Annotated in this window: 13 protein-coding genes; 4 read left to right on the top strand and 9 right to left on the bottom strand. The window is 72.1% G+C overall.

Going from position 1 to position 21951, the window contains the following annotated elements:
- Positions 1–27 precede the first annotated feature (27 nt).
- The 4 genes from AC1C2V_RS02125 to AC1C2V_RS02110 all read left to right on the top strand — a co-directional run bounded on the left by AC1C2V_RS02125 (position 28) and on the right by AC1C2V_RS02110 (position 7404).
- The gene (locus AC1C2V_RS02125; RefSeq protein WP_495387913.1) at positions 28–2265 is read left to right on the top strand and encodes a GT-D fold domain-containing glycosyltransferase; all 2238 of its coding nucleotides are present in this window, start codon (positions 28–30) and stop codon (positions 2263–2265) included.
- Between the two features lie 172 nt (positions 2266–2437).
- Positions 2438–3673 (top strand): hypothetical protein, encoded by a 1236-nt coding sequence (locus tag AC1C2V_RS02120; RefSeq protein ID WP_495387912.1) that lies wholly within the window; start codon positions 2438–2440, stop codon positions 3671–3673.
- Positions 3674–3754: 81 nt separating this feature from the next.
- Positions 3755–4978 (top strand): hypothetical protein, encoded by a 1224-nt coding sequence (locus AC1C2V_RS02115; RefSeq protein ID WP_495387911.1) that lies wholly within the window; start codon positions 3755–3757, stop codon positions 4976–4978.
- A 359-nt stretch (positions 4979–5337) separates the two neighbouring features.
- Complete coding sequence (locus AC1C2V_RS02110; protein WP_495387910.1) at positions 5338–7404, top strand: acyltransferase family protein; 2067 nt, start codon at positions 5338–5340, stop codon at positions 7402–7404.
- Between the two features lie 12 nt (positions 7405–7416).
- Here the strand turns inward: AC1C2V_RS02110 and AC1C2V_RS02105 are convergent, their stop codons facing one another.
- From AC1C2V_RS02105 to AC1C2V_RS02065, 9 genes are all read right to left on the bottom strand, one after another.
- Positions 7417–9522, bottom strand: coding sequence for an acyltransferase family protein (locus AC1C2V_RS02105; protein ID WP_495387909.1), 2106 nt, complete (start codon positions 9520–9522; stop codon positions 7417–7419).
- Positions 9523–9553: 31 nt separating this feature from the next.
- Positions 9554–10543, bottom strand: a complete 990-nt coding sequence (locus AC1C2V_RS02100; RefSeq protein ID WP_495387908.1) for an O-methyltransferase — start codon at positions 10541–10543, stop codon at positions 9554–9556.
- Complete coding sequence (locus AC1C2V_RS02095; protein ID WP_495387907.1) at positions 10524–12512, bottom strand: glycosyltransferase family 92 protein; 1989 nt, start codon at positions 12510–12512, stop codon at positions 10524–10526. Before AC1C2V_RS02095 ends, AC1C2V_RS02100 begins: the two co-directional genes overlap by 20 nt.
- Positions 12509–15472 (bottom strand): CDP-glycerol glycerophosphotransferase family protein, encoded by a 2964-nt coding sequence (locus tag AC1C2V_RS02090; protein WP_495387906.1) that lies wholly within the window; start codon positions 15470–15472, stop codon positions 12509–12511. The genes AC1C2V_RS02095 and AC1C2V_RS02090 overlap by 4 nt, the downstream gene beginning before the upstream one ends.
- 284 nt (positions 15473–15756) lie before the next feature.
- Positions 15757–16569, bottom strand: coding sequence for a GntR family transcriptional regulator (locus tag AC1C2V_RS02085; RefSeq protein ID WP_495387905.1), 813 nt, complete (start codon positions 16567–16569; stop codon positions 15757–15759).
- Positions 16553–18226, bottom strand: coding sequence for a dipeptide ABC transporter ATP-binding protein (locus tag AC1C2V_RS02080; protein ID WP_495387904.1), 1674 nt, complete (start codon positions 18224–18226; stop codon positions 16553–16555). Before AC1C2V_RS02080 ends, AC1C2V_RS02085 begins: the two co-directional genes overlap by 17 nt.
- A complete protein-coding gene (locus tag AC1C2V_RS02075; protein WP_495387903.1) occupies positions 18210–20087 on the bottom strand; it encodes a gamma-glutamyltransferase family protein in 1878 nt (625 codons plus the stop codon). Before AC1C2V_RS02075 ends, AC1C2V_RS02080 begins: the two co-directional genes overlap by 17 nt.
- A gap of 8 nt (positions 20088–20095) precedes the next feature.
- On the bottom strand, positions 20096–21001 hold the full coding sequence (locus tag AC1C2V_RS02070; protein WP_495387902.1) for an ABC transporter permease: 906 nt from the start codon (positions 20999–21001) through the stop codon (positions 20096–20098).
- Positions 20998–21951 carry an ABC transporter permease gene (locus tag AC1C2V_RS02065; protein ID WP_495387901.1) on the bottom strand — a complete coding sequence of 318 codons (954 nt, stop codon included), beginning with the start codon at positions 21949–21951 and terminating at the stop codon, positions 20998–21000. The genes AC1C2V_RS02070 and AC1C2V_RS02065 overlap by 4 nt, the downstream gene beginning before the upstream one ends.

Below are 21951 nucleotides of genomic sequence, written 5' to 3'. Positions count from 1 at the left end.
ATCCCCGGTGAACGAGGAAGACTCCTGATGAACCCGCTCCAGCTTTCCGCCGTGCTCGAGAAGGAGCTCGCGCGTCACCTCGACGGTGGCCCGCGCGTGGTGGTTCGTGCCAGTCCTGACGGCTGCGCGGTGACTGGCGGCGCGCGCTCCCACGAGTGGGAGGTCGTCGTCGCAGTCCGGGACGGCGCCGCGACCGTCACGGTGTCCGGGGCAAGCCCCGAGAGTCGTCGCGCACTGCGCGACGCGCTGATCGGCAAGGCACCGCTGCGGACGGAGCCGGGCGAGCACCACGTCCTCGCGCACGTCGCGGCGAGCTCGCCCCCACGACGCCGGGATGCCGCGATGGCGGCCGTTCTCGGGGCCCGCTGGGTGCGGTGGCTCGCAGGCGCGGTCCGGCGCACGCCGGCTGGTGACGCCAAGGCCCCTGCCCTTGCGGCCGACGAGGTTGCCGTGTACTGGTGGGACGAGCGGGCCAACTTCGGCGACGCGATCGGGCCGTGGCTCGTGCAGCGGATCTCCGGGGCGGAGCCGGTCAACGCGCGACGCCGACGCACCCTGAAGCCCGCGCTGTACGGTGTGGGCTCGATCATCGGCTACATCGACCGCAACGATGTCGACGTGTGGGGCGCAGGCCTGATGGAGCCGCTGGCGGGCGCCAAGCTCGAAGGGCTCCGCAAGCGGCGCGACGTCCGGGTGCACGCGGTCCGCGGGCACCGGACCCGCGAGGAGCTCGTGACGAAGCTCGGCTGGAACGTCCCCGAGGTGTACGGCGACCCGGCGCTGCTGCTGCCGCGGTTCTACACGCCGACGACCCCGGCCGGCGCGACACGCGCCAAGGTCGCCGCCGTCCCGCACTACGTCCACAAGAAGTACTTCAGCGGCTCGGCCGAGCCCGGCGTCACCATGGTCGACGTCGCGGCGGACCTGGAGCTGGTCATCGACCAGATCGCGAACGCCGACGCGTGCGTGTCGACGTCGCTGCACGGGGCCATCATCGCCCAGGCCTACGGCGTGCCGTGGGTCTGGCTGAGGGTTGAGGACCACCCCCTGGGTGGGGACTCGTTCAAGTTCGGGGACTTCTTCTCGACCGTCGACGAGTCGGCGGCGGTCACGCGCGACGTCCGAGCGGAGGAGCTCGCGACCCTCGACCTCGCAGCCGTGGCGGCCGACGCCGCGTTGCCCGAGCTGCGCACGTCCCTCGACGCGCTGCTGACGGCGTTCCCCGTTCCGACAGGGGCGCGTGCCGGTCGTCCGTTCGAGCTGCCGCCGCTTCCCGCCCGGCCGCCGCGCCTGGTGGCCGGCGCGCGCTCGGGACTCGGGCGGGTCAAGCGTCGGATCGCGAACGGGACCTCCGCAGGGTCGAAGGCCGGGGAGATGGCCGCCGGCCCGCAGGCGCCCCAAGGGCTCCCGTCGGACGATCTCGCGGAGCTGGTGACGGCGGTCCGCACGACCAACAGCTCGCTCGACGCGGTCCTCCGGGAGCTCAAGGACCATCGCCGGCTGATCGACTCGGTGCGACTCGCGACGTCGTCCGAGACGATGACCGAGGTGCAGGAGTTCGTCAACGCACGGCAGCTGAGCATGCTCACCACGCTCCGCCGTCTCGCGACGACCAACCACTCGATGGCGCGCTTCGGCGACGGCGAGTTCCGCCTGATGCTCCGCGGCGACTTCAACCTCCGGTTCCAGCGCAACAGCCCGGAGCTGCAGAACGAGCTGCTCGACATCTTCCAAGGCGTCGACGAACCCGGCCTCGACGTCGGGTTCCCGCAGGTCTTCCGGGACGCGCACTGGACAGGCGTCTGGTCGGAGCTCTGGCCGCAGCTGCGCACGCGCGTGCCGGAGCACGGCACCTATCTCAACAGCCACGTGACCCGGCCCACCGTCTTCGACCTCCTGCGCGACGACGCCGTCGAGCTCTGGCGGCAGGTCTGGCAGGACAAGCGTGTCGCGCTCGTGACGGGCGCGGGATCGAGGTTTGACGCCGATCCTGCGTTGTTCTCCTCGGCGGCGTCGACCGCCGTGGTCGAGTCCACGGCGACCCACGCCTACGCCGACGTCGACCGGGTCGTCGAGCTCGTGACGTCGGGGGGCTCGTTCGACATCGCCCTGATCGCACTGGGCCCGGCCGGCACGGTGCTCGCACGGCGGCTGCACCGAGCCGGGGTTCGCGCCCTCGACATCGGTCACCTGAGCGACAGCTATCAGAACGTGTATGCCGGCAAGCCGCGCCCCGAGGCCAAGCCGGTGTCCAGCAAGCGCTGAGGAAATTTCACCCTGGCCCCAGGTACCTATCTGTCGGAAGATAGGGCCCGCTGCCAGATCGGGATCAACCGTGCGAATCGCGACGACGCGGTGACACGGACGAACTCCGCACGAGGCGCTCCATCAGTTACCTCGTCAGAGCTCGAGCGATCTCGAGAGAAAGCGGTACTCCATGAAGCGCATCCTCGGCACCGCGCTCGCCGCGGTGCTCGCCGCGGGCGCGGGCCTCGTCGCACCGGCAGTCGCGACCGCCGTCCCGTCGAACGTGGTGACGTCGGCGGAGTTCGCCAAGGTGGCCTACGGCAACTCGATCGACTACGTGCGGTCCACCTTCGGGACCAAGGGGACGATCACCGAACGCATCGACGGGCCGGGCACCGTGGACGACTACGTGTCGCTCGAGTTCCCGACCTACTACGACGACGGCTTCGTCCAGGTCGACTTCGCCCGCCGCACCAGCGGCACCTGGTACCTCACCGCCAAGTACGCCTCCTGGGGTAGCCCGGTGGCGCGGACGGCGGACAAGGCGACCCAGTCGGAGTTCGACAAGGTCAAGCAGGGCAACTCCATCGGGTACGTGCGGAGCACCTTCGGCACGGCCGGCACCATCACGGAGTACTACGACACCCCCGGTACTCAGGGCGACGGCGTCGTCGTGGAGTGGCCCACGGAGTCCGTCGACGGCTGGCTCCAGGTGTACTTCGCCAAGAGCTCCTCCGGCGTCTGGAAGGTCGACACGCGAATGGCCTCCTGGGGGGTCGCGACGAAGCGGACCACGGACAAGGCGACGGAGTCCGAGTTCGACCAGGTCAAGGTGGGCAACTCCCTCGATCACGCCCGCAGCACCTTCGGCACCGCGGGCACGGTCGTCAGCCAGTTCGACGCCCCCGGGAGCGACGCCGACTCACTGGTCGTCGACTGGCCCACGGAGTCGGAGACCGGCTACCTGTCGATCGACTTCGTCCGGAGCTCCTCGGGCGTGTGGAAGGTCGGCTACCGGTGGGCGTACTGGGGCGTCTCGGCGACACCCACCAGCGACCTCGCGACCGAGGCGGAGCTCGCCTCGCTCCGGAAGAAGCTCGTGAACGGGGACACCGTTTCCCTCGACGAGGCGCGCAGCGTGTTCGGCAGCGCGGGCACCATCGTGTACCGCGCTGACGAGCGGGGGACGGAGTACGACCAGCTGCTCGTCCAGTGGTACACCGGGACCGAGGGCGAGGACGTCGTCATGAACTTCTCCGTCTCGTCGGGCACGTGGAAGGCCATGACCGTCGACGACATCGCGGGGCCCTGGAGCGACGGGGCTCCGTCGCGGTCCTCGGAGGTCGAGGAATCGCCCGATCTCGGCGTGCCTTCTGAGAAGGAGTCCCCGTCGCGCCCGACGTGGGACCTTCGCAACGCGGGCTGAACCACCCACCTGGCACGGCGACGGGGCGCAGCGTTGCGGCCCCGTCGCCCTGCCGATCCACAGAGAGAGAATGAGGGCTCAATGAAGCGAATCCTTGGCATTGCCGTCGCCGCGGTGCTTGCCGCAGGTGCTGGTCTCGTGGCGCCGGCGGCGGCGTCCGCCGTCCCGTCGAACGTGGTGACGTCGGCGGAGTTCAACAAGGTGGCGTACGGCAACTCGATCGACTACGTGCGGAAGACCTTCGGCAACAACGGCAAGGTGATCGACCGCGACGACCCACCGGGGTACGGCGGCGACTACGTGAAGGTCGCGTTCCCGACGTACTACAAGGACGGGACCGTCGAGGTCGAGTTCCTGCGCCGTTCGTCGGGCGCCTGGTATCTCGTGACCAAGTACGCCCTCTGGGGCAACACGGCGACGCGGACGGCCGACAAGGCGACCCAGTCGGAGTTCAACAGGGTCAAGCAGGGCAACAGCATTGCGTACGTGCGGAGCACCTTCGGCACGAACGGCACGATCACCGAGTATTACGACGCTCCCGGAACAGAGTACGACGGCGTGGTCCTGGAGTGGCCTACGGCGTCGTCCGAAGGCTGGGTCCAGGTGTACTTCATCAAGAGCTCGTCCGGCGTGTGGAAGATCGACACCCGGTCGGCCTACTGGGACGTCGAGCCGGCCCAGACCGCGGACAAGGCGACCGACGCAGAGTTCGACAAGGTCCAGGCGGGGAACTCGATCGACTACACCCGCTCCACGTTCGGCACCGCGGGCACGATCGGCTACTACTACGACGCACCGGGGACGGCGGACGACGCAGTGTCCCTCGGGTGGCCGACCGCGTCTCCTGACGGCCTCGTGCAGGTCGACTTCGTCAAGAGCTCCAAGGGCGTCTGGAAGGTCGAGAGTCGGTGGGCGTACTGGGACCGCTCGGCGGAGCCCACCGAGGACCTGGCGACACAGGACGAGTTCGCCATGCTGGCGACGAGTGACACCCTCCAGGACGTGCGCACCACGTTCGGCTCAGCCGGGACCATTACCTCCCGATGGGACGGCCCGGGGTCTGACGAGGACCGGTTGGAGGTCGCCTGGTACACCGGGCCGGACTCCGAAAACGTGTTCGTCTCCTTCTGGAACACGCCGGACGGCTGGATGATCAGGAGCACCGACGACATGTGGGGCCCCTGGTCCGCCGACGCACCGCAGGTCAAGGCCTTCTCGGAGAGCCAGGAGTCGCCGGCAGCCAAGGATCCCGCGGGCGCGGAGACTCCCGTGCGGCCGTCGTGGGACCTGCGCGACGTGGACTGACGCGCCCGGTCGCGATCCGTCCATGAGCGGGTGCCGGGGCCGCCGCGGTGCGGCCCCGGCACCTCGCCGATCTCAAGAATGCGGGTTCGATGAAGCGCATCATCAGCACCACGATCGCGGCGGTGCTTGCCGCGGGTGCTGGCCTCGTGGCACCGGCGGCTGCGTCCGCCGTCCCGTAGAACGTCGTGACGACGCCAGAATTCTTCTAGGTCATGGAGGGGAACTCGGTCGCGTCCGTGCGGACGACGTTCGGAAGCCGGGCGATCGGGTGGTGCGACCGCCGACTTGCGCCCGGGCCCTAAGATGGCCCGGGCCCGGAACGGGGTCACGACGACTGCCGTACGACGAGAGGCCCTGGTTTGCTGGAGACTGCTCCGATCGCGGAGCGTGGCGCTGAGCGCACCGCACCCCGTACCGGCGGGACCCGCAAGGACATCCAGGCCCTCCGCGCGCTCGCAGTCGGCGCCGTGGTGGTCTATCACCTGTGGCCGGGCAGGCTCCAGGGCGGATTCGTCGGCGTCGACGTCTTCTTCGTCATCTCGGGATTCCTGATCACGTCCCACCTGATGCGTCGCCCGCCGCGCAGCGGTCGGGACCTCGCGGACTTCTGGGCCCGGCGGGTGCGGCGGCTCCTGCCCGCGTCCTTCCTCGTGCTCCTGGTCACGGCGGTGGCGATGTTCGCCCTGGCCCCGAGCACGCTCTGGGCCGACACCCTCCGCGAGATCGGGGCGGCGGCCCTCTACGTCGAGAACTGGTCGCTGGCGGCCTCGTCGGTGGACTACCTGGGCGCCGAGGCGGCCGCCTCGCCGGTGCAGCACTACTGGTCGCTGTCGGTCGAGGAGCAGTTCTACCTCCTCTGGCCCTTGGTGCTGATCGTCGTCGCATGGTCCGCGGCACGTCGCGGGGGGAACCTCGTGCGGCGGGCGTCCGTGGCGATCGGGATGATCGTCGTGGCCTCGTTCGCGTGGTCGGTCCTCGCCACGGAACTGCGGCCGGCGAGCGCTTACTTCATCACGCCGACCCGGATCTGGGAGCTCGGCGTCGGTGCGCTGCTCGCGACCTTGACGATCCGCGTCGCTGCGCGCTGGCGCACCCCGCTCGCCTGGACCGGGATAGCGATGATCGTGGCCGCGGCCGTGGCCTTCGACGGGTCGGTCCCGTTCCCGGGGTACACCGCCGCCCTCCCCGTACTCGGGTGCGCGCTCGTGATCGCGGCGAGCTCCGAGCGCACACGCTGGTCGCCGCGGAAGGTCGGGGACGCCGCGCCGGTCCAGTGGCTCGGTGACGTCTCGTACTCCGTGTACCTGTGGCACTGGCCGCTCATCGTCCTCGCGCCCTTCATGCTGGGCCACAACCCGGAGCTGCTCGAACGGGTGGGCGTCCTCGCGGTCGCGCTCACCCTCGCCGCGGCGACGAAGCCGCTGGTCGAGGACCGCTTCCGTCGTGGTGCCGCCGGGTCCGGGCGCGCGCTCGCCGTGGCTCTGTCGGCGTCCGTGGTCATCGGCGCCGCAGCCATCGCTGGCTCCGTCGCCCTGGACGCGCGTGCCGAGGCGCACATCGCCGAGGCGGCCGACGCCGTACATGCCCCGTGCGTCGGCGCGGCGGCCATGGAGCCGGGCGCCGACTGCGATCTCGCCGGCGACCTCCTCCTCGGGCCGGCGGAGGCGGCGGACGACAAGCCGAGCGCGTACGAGGACGGCTGCTGGGAGTCGCCGCCGTTCACCGGAACAGCGACGTGCCACTACGGCGACGATGAGGCCGACACCCGGGTCGCGCTCATCGGCAACTCGCACGCGGGCAACCTCCTGCCGCCCCTGCAGGACCTGGCGGAGAAGAACGACTGGTCCCTCACCACGATCGTCGCGTCGCAGTGCCCCACGTCGGACATCCGCTGGCAGTTCGAGACCCCGCAGGACTCCGAGGGCTGCGAGGCCTGGGGACAGCGGGTGCTGGACGAGGTCGGCTCGGGCGGCTTCGACCTCGTCGTCACCTCGCAGCTGTCGCCGTTCAAGGCTGCGGGTGTGGCCCCGGCGGACAACGACGCGACCGTCGCCGAGGGGTACACCCATTACCTCGAAGACCTCGTGGGGACCGGCACCCCGACGCTCGTCGTGCGTGACATGCCGTACCCGAAGCTCACGATCCCCTCCGTGCCGGACTGCCTCGCGGCGGCCGGGTCGCCCTCCGAGTGCGACGGGGAGCGGTCGGCCTGGCTCCCACCCGACCCGCTGTACGACGCGGCAGAGGCCCTCGACGAGCCGGGGTTGTCCACCCTGGACCTCAGCGGTTACGCGTGCACGGCGGACACCTGCCCCGCGGTGATCGGCGACGTGGTCGTCTACTTCGACGCGTCGCACCTGACGGCGACGTTCTCCCGGACGCTCGCGCCCCACCTCGAGCCCGCCCTCGCCTCTCGCCTGGGCTGACGCGACTCCGGCTCACGGCAGCGCGCCGACCGCGCGCAGCTCGCGCAGCAGGTACGGCGCCATGGTGCGCGTGTAGGTCGTGGTGAGGTGGTTGCTGTCCCGGTAGACGGTGACGCCGCCGATCACGGAGGGGCACCTGCCGTCCCTGCAGTAGTAGTCCGTCAGGTCGACGTATGCCGTCCCCGGGACGGCCTTCGCCGTCGCGGCGAACGTGTCCGGGAACGGGAACGCCTCGCGGACGGATGTGTCGCAGCTGTCGGGCTCGATCACGTCGAGCTCGGCGAGGCAGTCGACCGGGCGCGAGTCGTGCCTGGGGTTGTCGGACAGGGCGACGATCTTCACGCCGAGGTCGGCGACCGGGCGCCAGGCAGCGGCCATGTCCTCGACCTGCTGGTCGGCGTCACCCGACAGCTTCTCGAGGAATCCGGTCGTGACGACCAGGTCGATCTGGGACGCGTGCTCGACGAACCATGAGTCGAGCTGGTCCTTCCAGGTCTCGCAGGTCGCGACCCGTTGGGGCTCGTCGTAGTTCATGACGCCCGTGGTCCAGGTGCACGTCGCCTTGAGCTGCAGGGTGAGGCTGATCGTGCCGTCCTCCGCCAGCGCCGTGAAGGCCGGGAGCATGGCCCGGGTGTGCGAGTCGCCGACGAGGACGACGTGGGGCACGTCGGGGTCGTCCACAGGGCCGAACGAGCAGTCATTGAGATCTTCCTCGGCGCTCTCGACGAAGCACGGGGTGTGGTCCCAGTCGCCGGCGACGGCCTCGAGCGAGGGGACCAGCATCCCGTCGAGGTCCGGGTTCTCGCAGGGCTTGTCGGGGTCCATCGAGGCGGCGCCGAAGCAGGGCGGCATGTCCGCGACCAGGCGCGCGGTGACGTCCTCCTGCTGGCGCGCGCGCTGGTCGGTGACGAACCACACCGAGCCGGCCGCCAGCGCCAGCACCGCCGCGCCCGCCGCGGTCAGCGCGAGGACGCGGCCGGTCCGCTGGAGCCCCCAGCGACGGGTGAAGCGCACCGGGTCCTCGACGTACCTCCTGGTGAGGGCGGACAGGACGACGACGCCCGCGAGGAGGGCGACGCGCTCGAGCAGCCCGGGGACGTGGCCCAGGACGAACGGGGCGAGCACGATCACCGGCCAGTGCCAGAGGTACAGCGAGTAGGAGATCTCGCCCGTGTACTGCACCGGGCGCCACGTGATCAGGGCGGCGGGGGAGCCGCGCGTCCGGGGCGTCCCGGCCCAGATCACCGCGGCCGTGGCCAGCACCGGCCACAGCGCTGCGGTGCCGGGGAACGGCGTCGACGTGCCGTAGATCAGGCCGGCCAGGGCGATGCTCGCGAAGCCCGCCCAGCAGACCACCGTCCGCCACGGCGTGTCCTGCCTGTGTGCCGGGCGCGCCAGGAGCAGTGCGAGGAGCGCGCCCGCCCCGAACTGCCACGCCCGCGTGGTCGTGACGAAGTAGGCGGACGCCGGGTTCGCGACGGTCAGCCAGAGGGAGTACCCGAAGGAGGCGAGGGTCGCGACGGCGAGCACGGCGAAGGCGACCACCCCCAGGGAACGTCGGGCACGGGCCGCCACGACCGCCGACAGCCCGACGAGCAGGGGCCAGACGAGGTAGAACTGCTCCTCGGCGGAGAGCGACCAGTAGTGCTGTACCGGCGACGGGTCGGTGTCCGCGGCGAGGTAGTCGACGGCGTCCGCGGCGAGCACCCAGTTCTCGACGTACAGGGTGGCGCCGAGGACCTCGCGGAACCACTGGAGCCAGACCGTGGACGGGGCGATCAGCAGCGTCGCGATGGTCGTGACGGCGATCACGAGATAGGCGGCGGGCAGGAGGCGGCGCGCGCGGCGCGCCCAGAACCGTCCGAGCGCCACCCGCCCGGTGGTCGCCGCCTCCCGCACGAGGTGTCCGGTGATGAGGAAGCCGGAGATCACGAAGAACACGTCGACGCCGATGTATCCGCCCGGGACGCGGCCCGGCCAGAAGTGGAAGGCGATCACCAGCAGGACGGCCAGCGCGCGCAGGGCCTGCACCTCGAGCCGCAGCGGACGCGAGGTGACCGGCGGGGCCGGCGAGCCTTGGTGGGCGCGGCCCTGAACGGGTGCCGGTGTCAGACGCACGGCGGGTGCCCGTCCGTCCTGGGGAGGGCGGCTATCGGTCGTGATGCCTGCCGACCTCGAGCACGGTGCTGCGCCCGACCGTCTTGACGACGCGCAGGGATCGGCCCGAGGAGACGATCTCCCTCCAGCGCCGCACGACCTCCCGCTCCTGCGGGCGGTTCGTGTCGTCCAGGACGACGAACGCGCCGTCGCGCAGGTGCGGCAGCAGCTGGGGCACCGCGGGGAACCGCGCCATCCGGACCGTCACCCCCGGGGGGCCGTCGACGAACAGGAGGTCGGCGTCGGCGACGGCCGCCGGCCACCCGGACAGGTCGTACCAGGGCTGCACGGTGCCGAGCTCGGCCACCGGCGTCTCGACCAGGGGAGCGTCGATCACGGTGGCCCAGGCCTCCAGGCCGTGGTGCTTGAGGTTCTCCCGGGTGACCTCGGCGTACGCGGCGTCGGACTCGAGCGACCAGACGTGCCCGCCGTTGCCGCGGTGGCGCAGGGCGGCCGCGGTCCACAGCGTCGAGGCGCCGGATCCGCACTCGATGACGGTGCGCCGGGCGTCACGGCCCAGGATCTCGTCGACGATGAACAGGATGGTGGGCGCGGTCGCGGCCCAGTTGGCGCCGAGCACCGGCATCGGTTCGTCGGTGGTACCGATGAGCTGCGCGTAGCGGCGCTGCAGCTCGGCGTGCACGTACGGCTGGTGGTCGATCTGCCGGACCAGCGCGGCGATGCCGGCGTTGATCGGCTTCGTGCGGCGCTGGACGATCTCGTCGACCTGCGCGGTCTCGGCGTCGCGCTGCTCGGCCAGAGTGGCGACCGCCTTGGCCGCGCGGCGGGACGGCGCCGTCGCCTCGCGGACCACGTCCGCCAGGGCGCGGAACGACAGGAACGCGCCGCCCCCGAACGCGAGCACCGCCACCCCGAGCAGCGCGAGGGCGACGTCGCCGGCGCCGGCGAAGCCGGCCACGACGGCGCCGAGGGCGGCGAGCGCCCCGAGGAGCCAGGCGGCCTTACGAACGGCGTGCAGCATCTGCGGTTCCTTCCTCGTCGATGTCCTTGTCGATGTCCTTCTCGATGAGGTGCAGCAGCCGGCGGCCGCTCTCCCCGAGATCGTTCTGGAGGATGGTGCGATAGGCGTTCATGACGCGGGCGGACCGCTCGACGAAGACCTTCTTCACCTGCCGTTCGGCCTCGGCGACGCCGTCGAGACGACGCAGCTCGTCGATCTCCCGCTCGAGATCCGGCACCGTGGCCACGACGGCAGGTCGCACGTCGCCGGCGTCCTTGTCGAACTGCGCGAGGAACCTCTGGACGAATCGCTCCTCCAACGTCAGGGCCATGCCGTCGTCGTCGGCGGCGGTGATCCTCCCGCCGCGGTTGCGCGAGAACTTCCACAGGAACTCCTCGCCCGACTTCAGGGCGTAGTGGTGCAGGGCCGCGTGCCCGGTGGTCGGGCGGTCCGACTGCGCCTGCTGGAGGTGCGGTGCGAGGTCCGAGGTGAACCAGGTGTGGGCCTCCCCGGTCGCCTCCCGGAACGCGAGCCGCTCCCGCTCGGTCGTGTACGGGAAGTGGGGCTGCGAACCCAGGATGCGCCCCGGCCGGGAGATCGACTTGACGTGTGCGTCGACGGCGGCGATGCGGGCCGGGAAGCGTCGCGTGACCAGGTCGTCGTCCCAGCGCGTCAGGCCGCTGGGGCCGACAATCACCCAGTTGACGCCGATCACGTCCGTCTGGCGTCTCGCGTGCCAGTCGAGGAAGTCAGGGAGGCCGTCGAAGGTCACCGAGTCGAGCACCAGGAACTCGTCGAGGTCGACGGTCATCGCCCACTCGAAGTCGAGCACGTCCGGCAGCACCGAGTATGCGTGGGCGTAGGCCTTGGCCTGCGCCTTCGTCCGCGGGCCCACCGTGCTGTCCAGCCAGCGGATCGCCCCGGCGTCGGCCAGGGCCCGGAGCAGCGCGTCTGACCCGTCCTCGTTGTTGTTGCTGTAGACGAAGAACTCGTCGACGCCGAGCGCCCGGTAGTAGGCCAGCCACTCCAGGAGGTAGACCCCCTCGTTCCGCGCGGTCGCCACCACGCAGACGCGCCGGTGTGGCCGTACCGTGGCGCGCGCGGCGAAGGCGACGACCTCGCTCGACGACGCGGCCACGTCTCCTGGGCCCGCACGCCACAGCACGTCGAGGTCGGTGCCGACCTGGCGCGTGTGCCAGCGGGTGTCCCGGTGCTCCAGCCACTCGCGCAGCTCCGGCATCGACCGGGACGCCCACGGGTCGGACGGGAAGAGCGCGGCGAGGGCCGAGGTGCGGTCTGCGCCCGCCAGGATCGCGCGGGCGACCTCGGCCAGTGAGTCGTACGAGAGCAGCGGGAGCAGGGTCGAGAACCGCACCCGCGCCCGGGCCAGGTCCGGGTCATCGAGGGCGGCCAGGACGTCGTCGGCGTGCGCGCCGCCCGTGCCGTGCAGGCGCCGGGCCTCCGCGTAGGCGGCGGCGGCGGTCTCCAGGAGCGGGTCCGCGGCCGCCGTGCTCCGCGATTCCGGGGTGAGCGTCTCCTCCGGGCCGACCGTCGTGACCCCGGTGCGAAGCCGCGGGGACCCGGGCTCGACGTCGTCGACGGGGGCCGGTGACAGCCAGGTTCGCGACCACAGGTCGGCGATCGCCACGGTCGTCTCCGACGGCCATGTCAGGCGTACGAGATGCCCGAGCGCGCGGGGAGTGCTCGGGCCCAGCCCGAACTCGCGGTCGAGGTCGTCGCCGACCAGCAGCCCGAGGTCGGCGCCCGGCTCCCACAGGAGCCGCGCGCGGGACCGTCCCCGTCGCGCCTGATCGAGCTGGCTTCCCTTCACGGCGAGGAACGTGTCGTGCGCCGTCGCGAGGGTGGCGACGCGGATCCCCGCGGGATCGATGTCGGGCGGGGCCGGAACCCGTGCCGGAGCAGTCGGTGTCGGGCTGTTCGGCGTGGTTGTCTCGGGCTTCCGGCGGCGCCACCGGTCGAGCGTGCTCATGCGATCCGCTCCTCGGGCGACTTGCCGATCCCGTGCGCCTCCGCCAGGTCGCGGACGTGCTCCACCACTCGCGCGGAGCTCTGGTCGTCGACGTGGTCGAAGAAGAGGCGGCGCCGGAACTCGTAAGCCTCGTCCAGGGTCCGGGAGAAGAGCCCGTCGAGCGCGGTCTGGAGCTCGTCGTAGGTCGTGCAGATCGGGCCCGGGAAGGCGAGGTCGAGGTCGTAGAAGCCCCCGCGTTCGAGCTGGTAGGCCTCGTAGTCGTACGCGAAGCTCACCGCCGGCTTGCCCGTCAGCATGTAGTCGATGAAGGCGCTCGAGTAGTCGGTGATCAGTGCCGCGGACACGCGATACAGCATCTCGACGTCCGGGAACTCGTCGTCGGACAGGTTGAGGGTCGGTAGGCCGGAGAGCTGCGTGCCGTACATGCCGCCCGCGTCGGCCATGTGCTCGCGCACGCCGAGCACCGACCCGGTGCTCTCCAGCCACGCGCCGAGCCGGGCGAGCTCCTCGGGCGCGAACCGGTAGGCGCCCCCGTCGTGGGCGTTGCGGAAGGTGGGCATGAAAAGCACGAGCCGGCGCCCGTCGACGAGGGTGCGGAGCCTCGCGAGCTCGTCCCGGAGGTCAGCCGGCAGCCGCTCCTCGTCGCGCAGGATGAAGTCGTTGCGGGGCAGGCCCGTGTTCCACACCTGGTGGAACGTGAGCGGGTAGAAGGCGGCCGTCATCGCCAGCGCGTCGACCTTCGACGAGGCGATCACCGCGCGGTACTGCGACTGCTCGAGGTCGACCCGGTCGAGCCGGCCGAGATAGTCCGCCGAGGCATAGCCGATCCGCTTGAACGGGATGCCGTGCCACACCTGGATCAGGTTGTGCAGCGAGCTCGACACGGGGTACCCGACGTTGCGGTACCGCGTGTGCTTGATGAAGATCGTGCCGGCACGCATCAGCCTGTGCTGACCCTCCGGGCTCTCCAGCGGCAGCACCTCGACGTTCACACCGTCGACGACGACCTCCTTGTCGCGGGTCAGGACGATCTTGCGGATCGTCGGGTCGTCCTTCACCTCCTCGAAGACCGCGCGCTCGTTGCCTGAGAACACGTGCGTGTACCCGCACACGGGGAAGGCCCACCAGGAGGCGTGCTTGGGGCTCAGGCGGTCGCCCTCGGCGAACTCGTCCGCGGTGAGGAGCTCTTCGGGCACGGGCCCGTCCACCGTTCCGGCCTCGCTGCCGAGGGAGAGGTTGCGGCGCAGCGTCTCCGGGTCGGCGACGCGGGCGAGGTTGCGCTCGAAGGTGGCGATGTCGGCGTCCGGCACCTTCTCCCGGACGCGGTCCGCCCAGTCGGCGAGGTGCGGCACCTGGTAGTGGTTGCTGGTGAGGAAGTACCGCTTGAACAGCGGGAACCCCTCGTCGAGGAGCCGGAAGTACCACGGCGTGTACACCGGGTGCAGCGGGTACAGCTTCGTGACGAACGTGTCGAAGGGGTGGCCGAGCTGGATGAGCCACCGGGTGAGCCCGACCTCGTACTTCTGGACGATCGCGTGCTTCTTCTCCTGGCGCGCCACGGAGGCTAGGTAGCGCCGGAACTCGGGGTCCTCGATGACGGGCCCGCGGTAGGCGAGGAAGTAGGAGCCGACCAGGAAGTCGTAGGTGTAGTCCTGCTCGAAGCGGTCGAGCAGGGGGCCGCGGACCGATTCCATGGGGATCGGTTCGTGGAACCGGTTGACCGGCACGTTGCGGGTCCGGTAGATGCCCTTCGTCGCCTGCAGACCCCACCAGTCGCAGGCCTTGGCGTCCATGCGCGCGAAGACGTCGTCGAGCGGGCGTAGCAGGTAGCCGCTGTCGTTGACGAGCAAAAGCTCGTCGTACTCCTCGATGGCGGACCAGCCGACGCGGTCGATCAGCCGGGAGTAGGAGCCGAAGTCGTACTCCCCGTGCCGCTGGGCCCACGCGCCTTGGGTGTGGTCGGCAAGCTTGGCGAGCTCGGCGGGCGACATGTCGCCGTCGGCCATGTAGTAGACGTCGGCGTGCCGGGCCAGCTCGCGCACGTAGTCCACGACGTAGTCGTCGACGATCCCCTCCGGGTCGTAGCCCGCGAACAGGCACACGCGCCGCACGGGCTGCCCGGCGGCGAAGCGGTGGCCGGTGCCCAGACGGCGGGATGGCGACGGCAGCGGCCGGGTCGAGAGGCCCTCGCGGCGGCCGGTCGTGCGGTAGTGGGTCAGCGGGTTGACGCTGTCGTCACCGGGGTCGAGATGCTTCGACCAGTACCACCACGTGTCGAAGTCCGGGGACGGGTTGCGCAGCTCCCGCCAGCCGTGCTCGCAGTAGTGCGCCAGCGGGTTGCGGCGCACCGCCGGGTTCATCCGCTGGTAGTAGCGGGTGTCGAACATGGGCGACGGGTCGAGGCCTAGGGCGGCGCCCTTGGCGACGTAGTGCTCGATCGGGTCCATGTCCGCGGGCAGCTCGTCCACACCGGCCCCCCCCGCGAGCTGCCCGCGGTAGTGGTCGACGTCGAAGGCGCCCGACTCGGCGATCGCCTCCGCCGCCTTCTGGCGTCGCAGGCTGACGTTGCCCTCGACCGTGCTGTACCAGCGGCGCGGCGAGCCGGGCGCGGAGGACGGCTCCAGGTCCACCCCGGAGGCGATCCGCCGGCGCCGGTTCGAGCTGCCGCCGGCCGGCGCGAGGTAGAGGTCGACCGTCTCTCCCTCGAGCACGTCGAGGTCGGCGTCCACGACATGCGCGGTCCACCCCTGCGGGTCGCCGGCCACCGGGAGGCGCACCTCGAGGCCGGTCGTGCGGCCCACCAGAAGTACCACCGGCATGCCCTCGTCGTCGCGTGCGGAGATCGTCAGGCGCGCGTCGGAGGCGTCGCCGTCGAAGCCGACGAGCGTCGGGGGATGGGCTAATTTTCCGGGCACGACACGACGGGCGATCCGGCCGACGATTCGCTTGATCGGTACCACGGGGCCACCCAGAGGACGTCGGGACAGGGAACGGACCCTTGATGATGGCGCAGTTTTCGTCCGGATGTGAAGTGAGTCACCCTGGCGTGTCCTGCGTCTCCGGGACCTGGGGTGGGCTCTCCGAGGTGCGCGAAGGTGCATGGGTGCTCGATTTCGGTGATGCGATCATGACAGCGCTTTGAGAAAGCTCGGGGGAGCCAACGGTGGCTCCCGCGCAACGACGGCCGAGCGGACCGGACGAATCGGTAGGCGCCGACCGCCGACCTCGGCATCGCCAACCTCGCTCAGGCCTGCCCGAGCTCTGCGCGCCGCCGCACGACGGCCGCGGCGACGTCCGGGTCGACGCCGTCCAGGGCCACGTCGTACCGGGCGTGGTATCCGATGCGCGACTCGCGCACGTGCGCGGCCATGAGAGACCCGGCGCGTTCGCCGTCCCCGGCGTCGATGGCCGCGACGATGATCCGGTGCTCGGGCCAGAGGCGCTTGCCGCGCGGCAGCTCGCCGGCCGCGTAGAGCCACTCGATCTTCCAGGAGAGCTGGCGCAACAGCCGGAGCAGCGTGGCGCTGCCGGCGAGGCGGGCGATGCCGAGATGGAAGAGGTCGTTGAGCTCCACCAGGGGCTCCAGGTCGTCGCGCGCGACGCACGCGTCGCCCTCGTCGAGGAGCGCCGCGATCTGGCGGCGCTGCTCCCACCACTCGGCCGGGCTCTCGTCGGAGGACCACAGCGCCGCGGCGCGCCGGGCGGCCCGGCGCGACGTCGCGACCTCGAGGGTCTCGCGGACCGCGAACAGGTCGTCCGCGTCGTCGACCGGGATGGCCGCCACGCGGGAGCCGGCGTGCGGGCGCGACTCGACGAAGCCCTCGCTCTCCAGGCCCCGCAACGCCTCGCGCACCGGCACCCGGGAGACGCCGTACCGGTCGGCCAGCATGGTCTCGGTGATCCGCGACCCGGGGACCAGGCCACCGGTGATGATGTCGCGACGCACCGCGTCCTGCACGGACGAGGAGACCCCGCCCGAGGGATACGTCGGGGTGCGCGGCGGCTGGGGTTCGGCGGGTACGGCGGGATCGAGCGGTTCATCAGAGGGCAGCGGCACCGGGGATGGCTCCTAGCAGCTCGCGGGTGTACTCGGCCCGCGGGTTGCGGAAGACCTCGTCGACCGGACCGGTCTCCTCGACGCGCCCGTGGCGCAGGACGACGACATTATCCGCGACCTCACGCACGACGGCGAGGTCGTGCGTGATGAAGAGGTAGGAGACCGCGAGGCGGTCGCGCAGGTCGGCGAGCAGCTGCAGCACCTGTTCCTGGACCAGCACGTCGAGCGCCGACACGGCCTCGTCCAGCACCAGCACCTCCGGCCCCGGGGCCAGCGCCCGCGCGATCGCCACGCGCTGGCGCTGCCCGCCCGAGAGCTCGCCGGGTCGCCGGTGGGCCGTGTCGGCCGGCATCGCGACCTGCTCCAGGAGCTCGGCGACGCGGGCGCGGCGGCTCGCGCGGTCCCCGATGCCGAACACGCGCAGGGGCTCGTCGATGATCCGTTCGACCGTGTGGGTCGGGTCGAGCGAGCCGTAGGGATCCTGGAAGACCGGCTGCACCCGTCGGCGCAGCGCGCGTCGCCCGGCCCGCGTGGACCCGACGATGCTGGCGCCGTCGACCAGCGCGGCGCCGCTCGTCGGGGTCTCCAGGCCGAGCAGGATGCGCGAGATCGTCGTCTTCCCGGAGCCCGACTCGCCGACCAGCGCGGTCGCCGTGCCGCGGGGGACGCCGAACGACACGCCGTCCAGGGCGCGGAGCACGCCCCCGTGGCGCCCGCGCACCCGGAACTCCTTGACGAGGTCGCGCACGGTGACGACGTCGTCGGCCGGGGCGGGTGCGTCGGCGACGGGCTGGTCTGGGCCGGACGCTGGGCCGGATGCTGGGCCGGACGTCAGGACGGCCGCGGCGGCCACGCCGGGCGCGGCCGCGACGAGCCTGCGGGTGTACTCGTGCTCGGGCTGGCGCAGCACCTGGGCCGGCCGGCCGGCCTCGACGATCCGGCCGTCGAGCATGACGACGACGCGGTCGGCGCGGTCGGCCGCGATGCCGAGGTCGTGGGTGACGAGCAGGAGGGTGGTGCCGTGCGCCCGCGCCAGCTCCTCGAGATGGTCGAGGATCCGGCGCTGCACGGTGACGTCCAGGGCGGAGGTCGGCTCGTCGGCGACGAGCAGCTCGGGCTCGCGGGCCAGAGCACGGGCGATGAGCACGCGCTGGCGCATGCCGCCCGAGAACTCGTGCGGGTACTGCTTGGCGCGCTTCGCGGCGTCGGGGATCCCCGCCTCGTCGAGCAGCTCCACGACCCGGCGCTGCACGTCCGCGCCCCGGCAGCCGTCCCGGCGCAGGGCGTCGGCGACGTGGTCGCCGACCCGCATCGTCGGGTTGAGGTTGGTCAGCGGGTCCTGCGGGACCAGCCCGATCAGGCTGCCGCGCACGTCGCTCGGGTCGTCGGCGACGAGGTCGCGCCCGTCGAGCAGGATCTGGCCACCGGTGACCCGCCCGGCGCCGGGCAGCAGCCCGAGCAGGGCGTTCACCAGCGTCGACTTGCCGGAGCCGGACTGGCCGACGACGGCGACGCGCTCGCCGCGGCGGATCTCGAGGTCGATCTGGTGCAGCACCGGGGTCGAGCCGTACGACACCTCGAGCCCACGCACCGCGAGCAGCGGCGCGGCCTCGTCGGTGGCCGGCGGCACCGTGGCGGGGTCAGCGACCGGCCGCATAGCCCTGCGCCCCCCTCGGGTTGGCGGCGGCGCCGAGGACGCCGGTGGCGGGGTCGCGGGTGACGGCGGACAGCCGTCCGAGCGCCCAGTCGCCGGCCCGGGTGAGCACGTGGCCGCGCTCGGCGAGTCCGCGCAGCACGTCCTCGCCGAGCCGGTCCTCGACGACCGCCCCGCCCGGCGTCCAGGTGCGCGGCCAGAACGACCCCGGGAACGACGTGGTGTGCAGCGCGGGCGCGTCGACCGCCTCCTGCGGCGTGTACCCGCCGACGAGGACGCGCAGGATCATGAGGAGCTGCCACTGGTCCTGCTGGTCGCCGCCGGGGGAGCCGAGCGCCATGACGGGCTCGCCGTCCCGCAGCACCAGCGTCGGGGTGAGGGTCGTGCGCGGCCGGCGACCCGGCTCGAGCCGCGACGGGGAGGCCTCGTCGAGCCACGTCATCTGCAGTCGGGTGCCGAGGCAGAACCCGAGCCCGGGGATCGTCGGGGACGACTGCAGCCAGCCGCCGGACGGCGTCGCCGAGACGATGTTGCCCCAGCGGTCGACGACGTCGAGATGGCAGGTGTCGCCGCGGGTGCTTCCCAGCGCGTCCGGGACCGGCTCGACCTCCACGGTGGGCTCGCCCACCCCCGCGCTGCCCGGCGCGCCGGGCAGGGAGCCCGCCGGGGCCGAGCTGGCGTAGGTCGTGCGCAGCGGCGGCGCCGCGGGCGTCGTCCGCCCGGGCACGTCGCCGGGGCGCACGTCGTGCGACGCGTGCTCGGTGATCAGCTGCCGGCGGGCCGCCGCGTACTGCGGCGACAGCAGGTACGCGAGCGTCTCGGCGTCGGCGGCACCCTCGGAGTCCCCGTACCAGGTGTCCCGGTCGGCGAGCGCGAGCTTGAGGGTCTCGAGCACGGTGTGGGCGCCCAGCTCGGTGCTCGGGTCGAGCCGCTCGTCGGGGAGGCCGTCGAGGACGGCGAGCGCCTGCAGCAGCGCCGGGCCCTGCCCCCACGGGCCGGTCTTCGCGACGACGTGGCCGCGGAACGCCACTGTCGTGGGCTCCTCGTAGCCGGCATCGAAGGCGGACACGTCGGCGGCCGTCATGACGCCCGCGTGGTCGGCGCCGTCGGCGTGCCGGTGCGGCGTGGCGACGAACTCCTCGACGGCGGGGCCCACGACGTCGCGCCACGCGGCGCGGGCGGCGTCGACCTGGGCGGCCCTGTCGGCGCCGGCGGCGGCGGCCTCCTCGGCCGCCCTCGAGACCCGGTCCAGCACGTCGGCGTACGCGGGGTTGCGCACCAGTGCACCGGGCGCGGGCGCCTCGCCCGCGGGCAGCCAGTGCGCGGCGGAGGTGGGCCAGTGCTCGCGGAAGAGGTCCGCGATCCCGGCGATGGTGCGGCTCACGCGCTCCAGGACCGGGTGCCCGTCGCGGGCGTAGCCGACGGCGGTGGCGAGCACGTCGGGCACGCTCCACGTCCCGTGATCGCGCAGCAGCAGGAGCCACGCGTCGACGGCGCCGGGCACCGCCGCGGCGAGCGCGCCCGAGCCGGGGACGAGGTCCAGGCCCTCGACGTCGCGGTAGTGCGCGATCGTCGCGGCCGCGGGCGCGGGCCCCTGGCCCATGAGCACCCGGGGGCGTCCCGGCTCGGCGGCGGTGGCGAAGACGCCGGTCATGTCGCCGCCCGGCCCGTTGAGATGCGGCTCGACGAGGTGCAGCACGAACGCGCCCGCCACGGCGGCGTCGAACGCGTTGCCGCCGCGCTCGAGCACGGCCTGGGCGCTCGCGGACGCCAGCCAGTGCGTCGAGGCGACCATGCCGAAGGTGCCCTGCAGGTCGGGGCGGGTGCGGACGGGGGACGGCGGGACGAAGGCGGGGTGGCCCATGAGACGACTCACTTGCTGTCGGAGGTGGTGGGGTCGACGGCGTCGCGCAGGGCGTCGCCGAGCAGGTTGAACCCGAGGCAGATCACCACGATGGCCAGGCCGGGGAACAGCGCGGGCCAGGGGGTGCGGGACAGGTACTGCTGGGCGTCGGAGAGCATGATGCCCAGGCTCGGGGTGGGCGGCTGGATGCCCAGGCCGAGGAACGAGAGCACGGCCTCGCCGAGCACGGCGACCGGCATGATGACCGTGGCCTGGATGATCACGGCGGACAGGCAGTTGGGCAGGATGTGCTGCGCGAGGATCCGGGCCCCGGAGGCATCCATCGCGGTCGCGGCCTGCACGAACTCGCTCCCGCGCAGCCGCAGGGTCTCGCCCCGCACCACGCGGATCATCGTCGGGATCTGCGCGATGCCGAGGGCCAGGGCGGCGTTGGTGAGGCTCGGCCCGCTGATGGCTGCCAGGCCGACGGCGAGCACGAGGAACGGGAACGCCAGGGTGACGTCCGTGAGCCGGGAGATCGGGCCGTCCAGCGCCCGCCACCACCCGGCCGCGAGGCCGAGCGGGGTGCCGACCACGACGGCCAGCACCACCGACAGCACGCCGACGACGAGGGAGACGCGGATGCCGTAGAGCATCCGCGACAGGATGTCGCGGCCGAGGTCGTCGGTGCCCAGGGGGAAGCCGATCGTGCCGGGGAGCTGGAACGGCGCGTCGAAGTGCACCTGGGTGGGCGGGTACGGGGCGAGCACCGGGGCGAGCACGCCGGCCAGCACGGAGACGACCAGCATGATCAGGCCGGTCATGCCGAGCGGGGAGCGCGCGAACTGCGCCAGCACGCGGAACCGGGGTCGCTCGAGGGTGGGGCCCGCGCCCGCCGGCGCACCGGGGCTGTCGGTCGAGACGACGAGGGTCATGAGCGGCCTCCCACGCGGATCCGCGGGTTGACGACGGAGTACAGGGCGTCGACCGCCAGGTTGATGAGGACGTAGCCCACGGTGGTGAGCAGCACGACGGCCTGGATCACGGGGTAGTCGCGGGTGAACACGGCGTCGAGGGTGAGCTTGCCGAAGCCGGGCAGCGCGAAGATCTGCTCGGTCACGACGGCCCCGGAGATGAGGCCGCCCAGCTGGAGCCCCGCGATGGTGACCACCACGATGAGCGAGTTGCGCAGCCCGTAGCGCATCAGCACGCGGCCCCGGCCGAGGCCGGTGGCACGGGCGCTGCGGACGTAGTCGGCACGCATGGACTCGATCATGGACGCGCGCGTCTGTCGCATGATGACGGCGGCGAGCCCCGTGCCGAGCACGAGCGCCGGCAGGATCAGGTGCAGCAGCCACCCGGCCGGGTCCGCGGACAGCTCCACGTAGCCCGACGCCGGGAAGAGGCCCAGGCCGATGCAGAGCCACAGGATGGCGAGCATGCCGAGCCAGAAGTTCGGCACGGAGAGGCTCGTCAGGGCGACGGCGTTGGCGATCCACTCGGGCCACCGGCCCTTGAAGCGCTCGGCGAGCACACCGAGCGCGACCCCGACGACGACCGCGACGATGATTGCGAGGAGCGCCAGCCAGAGCGTCACGGGCAGGGTGGTCGCGATCATGCTGGTGACGGGCGCCCCGGTCCGGGTGGACTCGCCGAGGTCGCCGGTGACGACCTGGCGCAGGAACTCGAGGTACTGGACCGGGAGCGGCTCGTCGAGGCCCAGATCCGAGCGGATCGCGGCGACCCGTTCGGGGCTGGCCTCCTCACCCGCCATCGCGAGCGCGGGGTCGCCCGGGAGCAGGCGTACGCCGACGAAGATCACGATCGAGGCGAGCAGGAGCGTGACGACCGACTGGCCGAGACGGGTGAGGAGGAAGCGACCCAC

The sequence above is a fragment of the Isoptericola sp. Y541 genome, from assembly GCF_059445465.1.
Note: the sequence above shows the minus strand (reverse complement) of the source record. Positions and strands in the feature narration are given on the sequence as shown.

Excerpts from the sequence above, each read along its gene's own strand:
- AC1C2V_RS02100 (WP_495387908.1), bottom strand. The coding sequence starts at position 10,543 with ATGCTGCACGCCGTTCGTAAGGCCGCCTGGCTCCTCGGGGCGCTCGCC.
- AC1C2V_RS02115 (WP_495387911.1), top strand. The coding sequence starts at position 3,755 with ATGAAGCGAATCCTTGGCATTGCCGTCGCCGCGGTGCTTGCCGCAGGT.
- AC1C2V_RS02125 (WP_495387913.1), top strand. The coding sequence starts at position 28 with ATGAACCCGCTCCAGCTTTCCGCCGTGCTCGAGAAGGAGCTCGCGCGT.
- AC1C2V_RS02120 (WP_495387912.1), top strand. The coding sequence starts at position 2,438 with ATGAAGCGCATCCTCGGCACCGCGCTCGCCGCGGTGCTCGCCGCGGGC.
- AC1C2V_RS02070 (WP_495387902.1), bottom strand. The coding sequence starts at position 21,001 with ATGACCCTCGTCGTCTCGACCGACAGCCCCGGTGCGCCGGCGGGCGCG.
- AC1C2V_RS02095 (WP_495387907.1), bottom strand. The coding sequence starts at position 12,512 with ATGAGCACGCTCGACCGGTGGCGCCGCCGGAAGCCCGAGACAACCACG.
- AC1C2V_RS02080 (WP_495387904.1), bottom strand. The coding sequence starts at position 18,226 with ATGCGGCCGGTCGCTGACCCCGCCACGGTGCCGCCGGCCACCGACGAG.
- AC1C2V_RS02075 (WP_495387903.1), bottom strand. The coding sequence starts at position 20,087 with ATGGGCCACCCCGCCTTCGTCCCGCCGTCCCCCGTCCGCACCCGCCCC.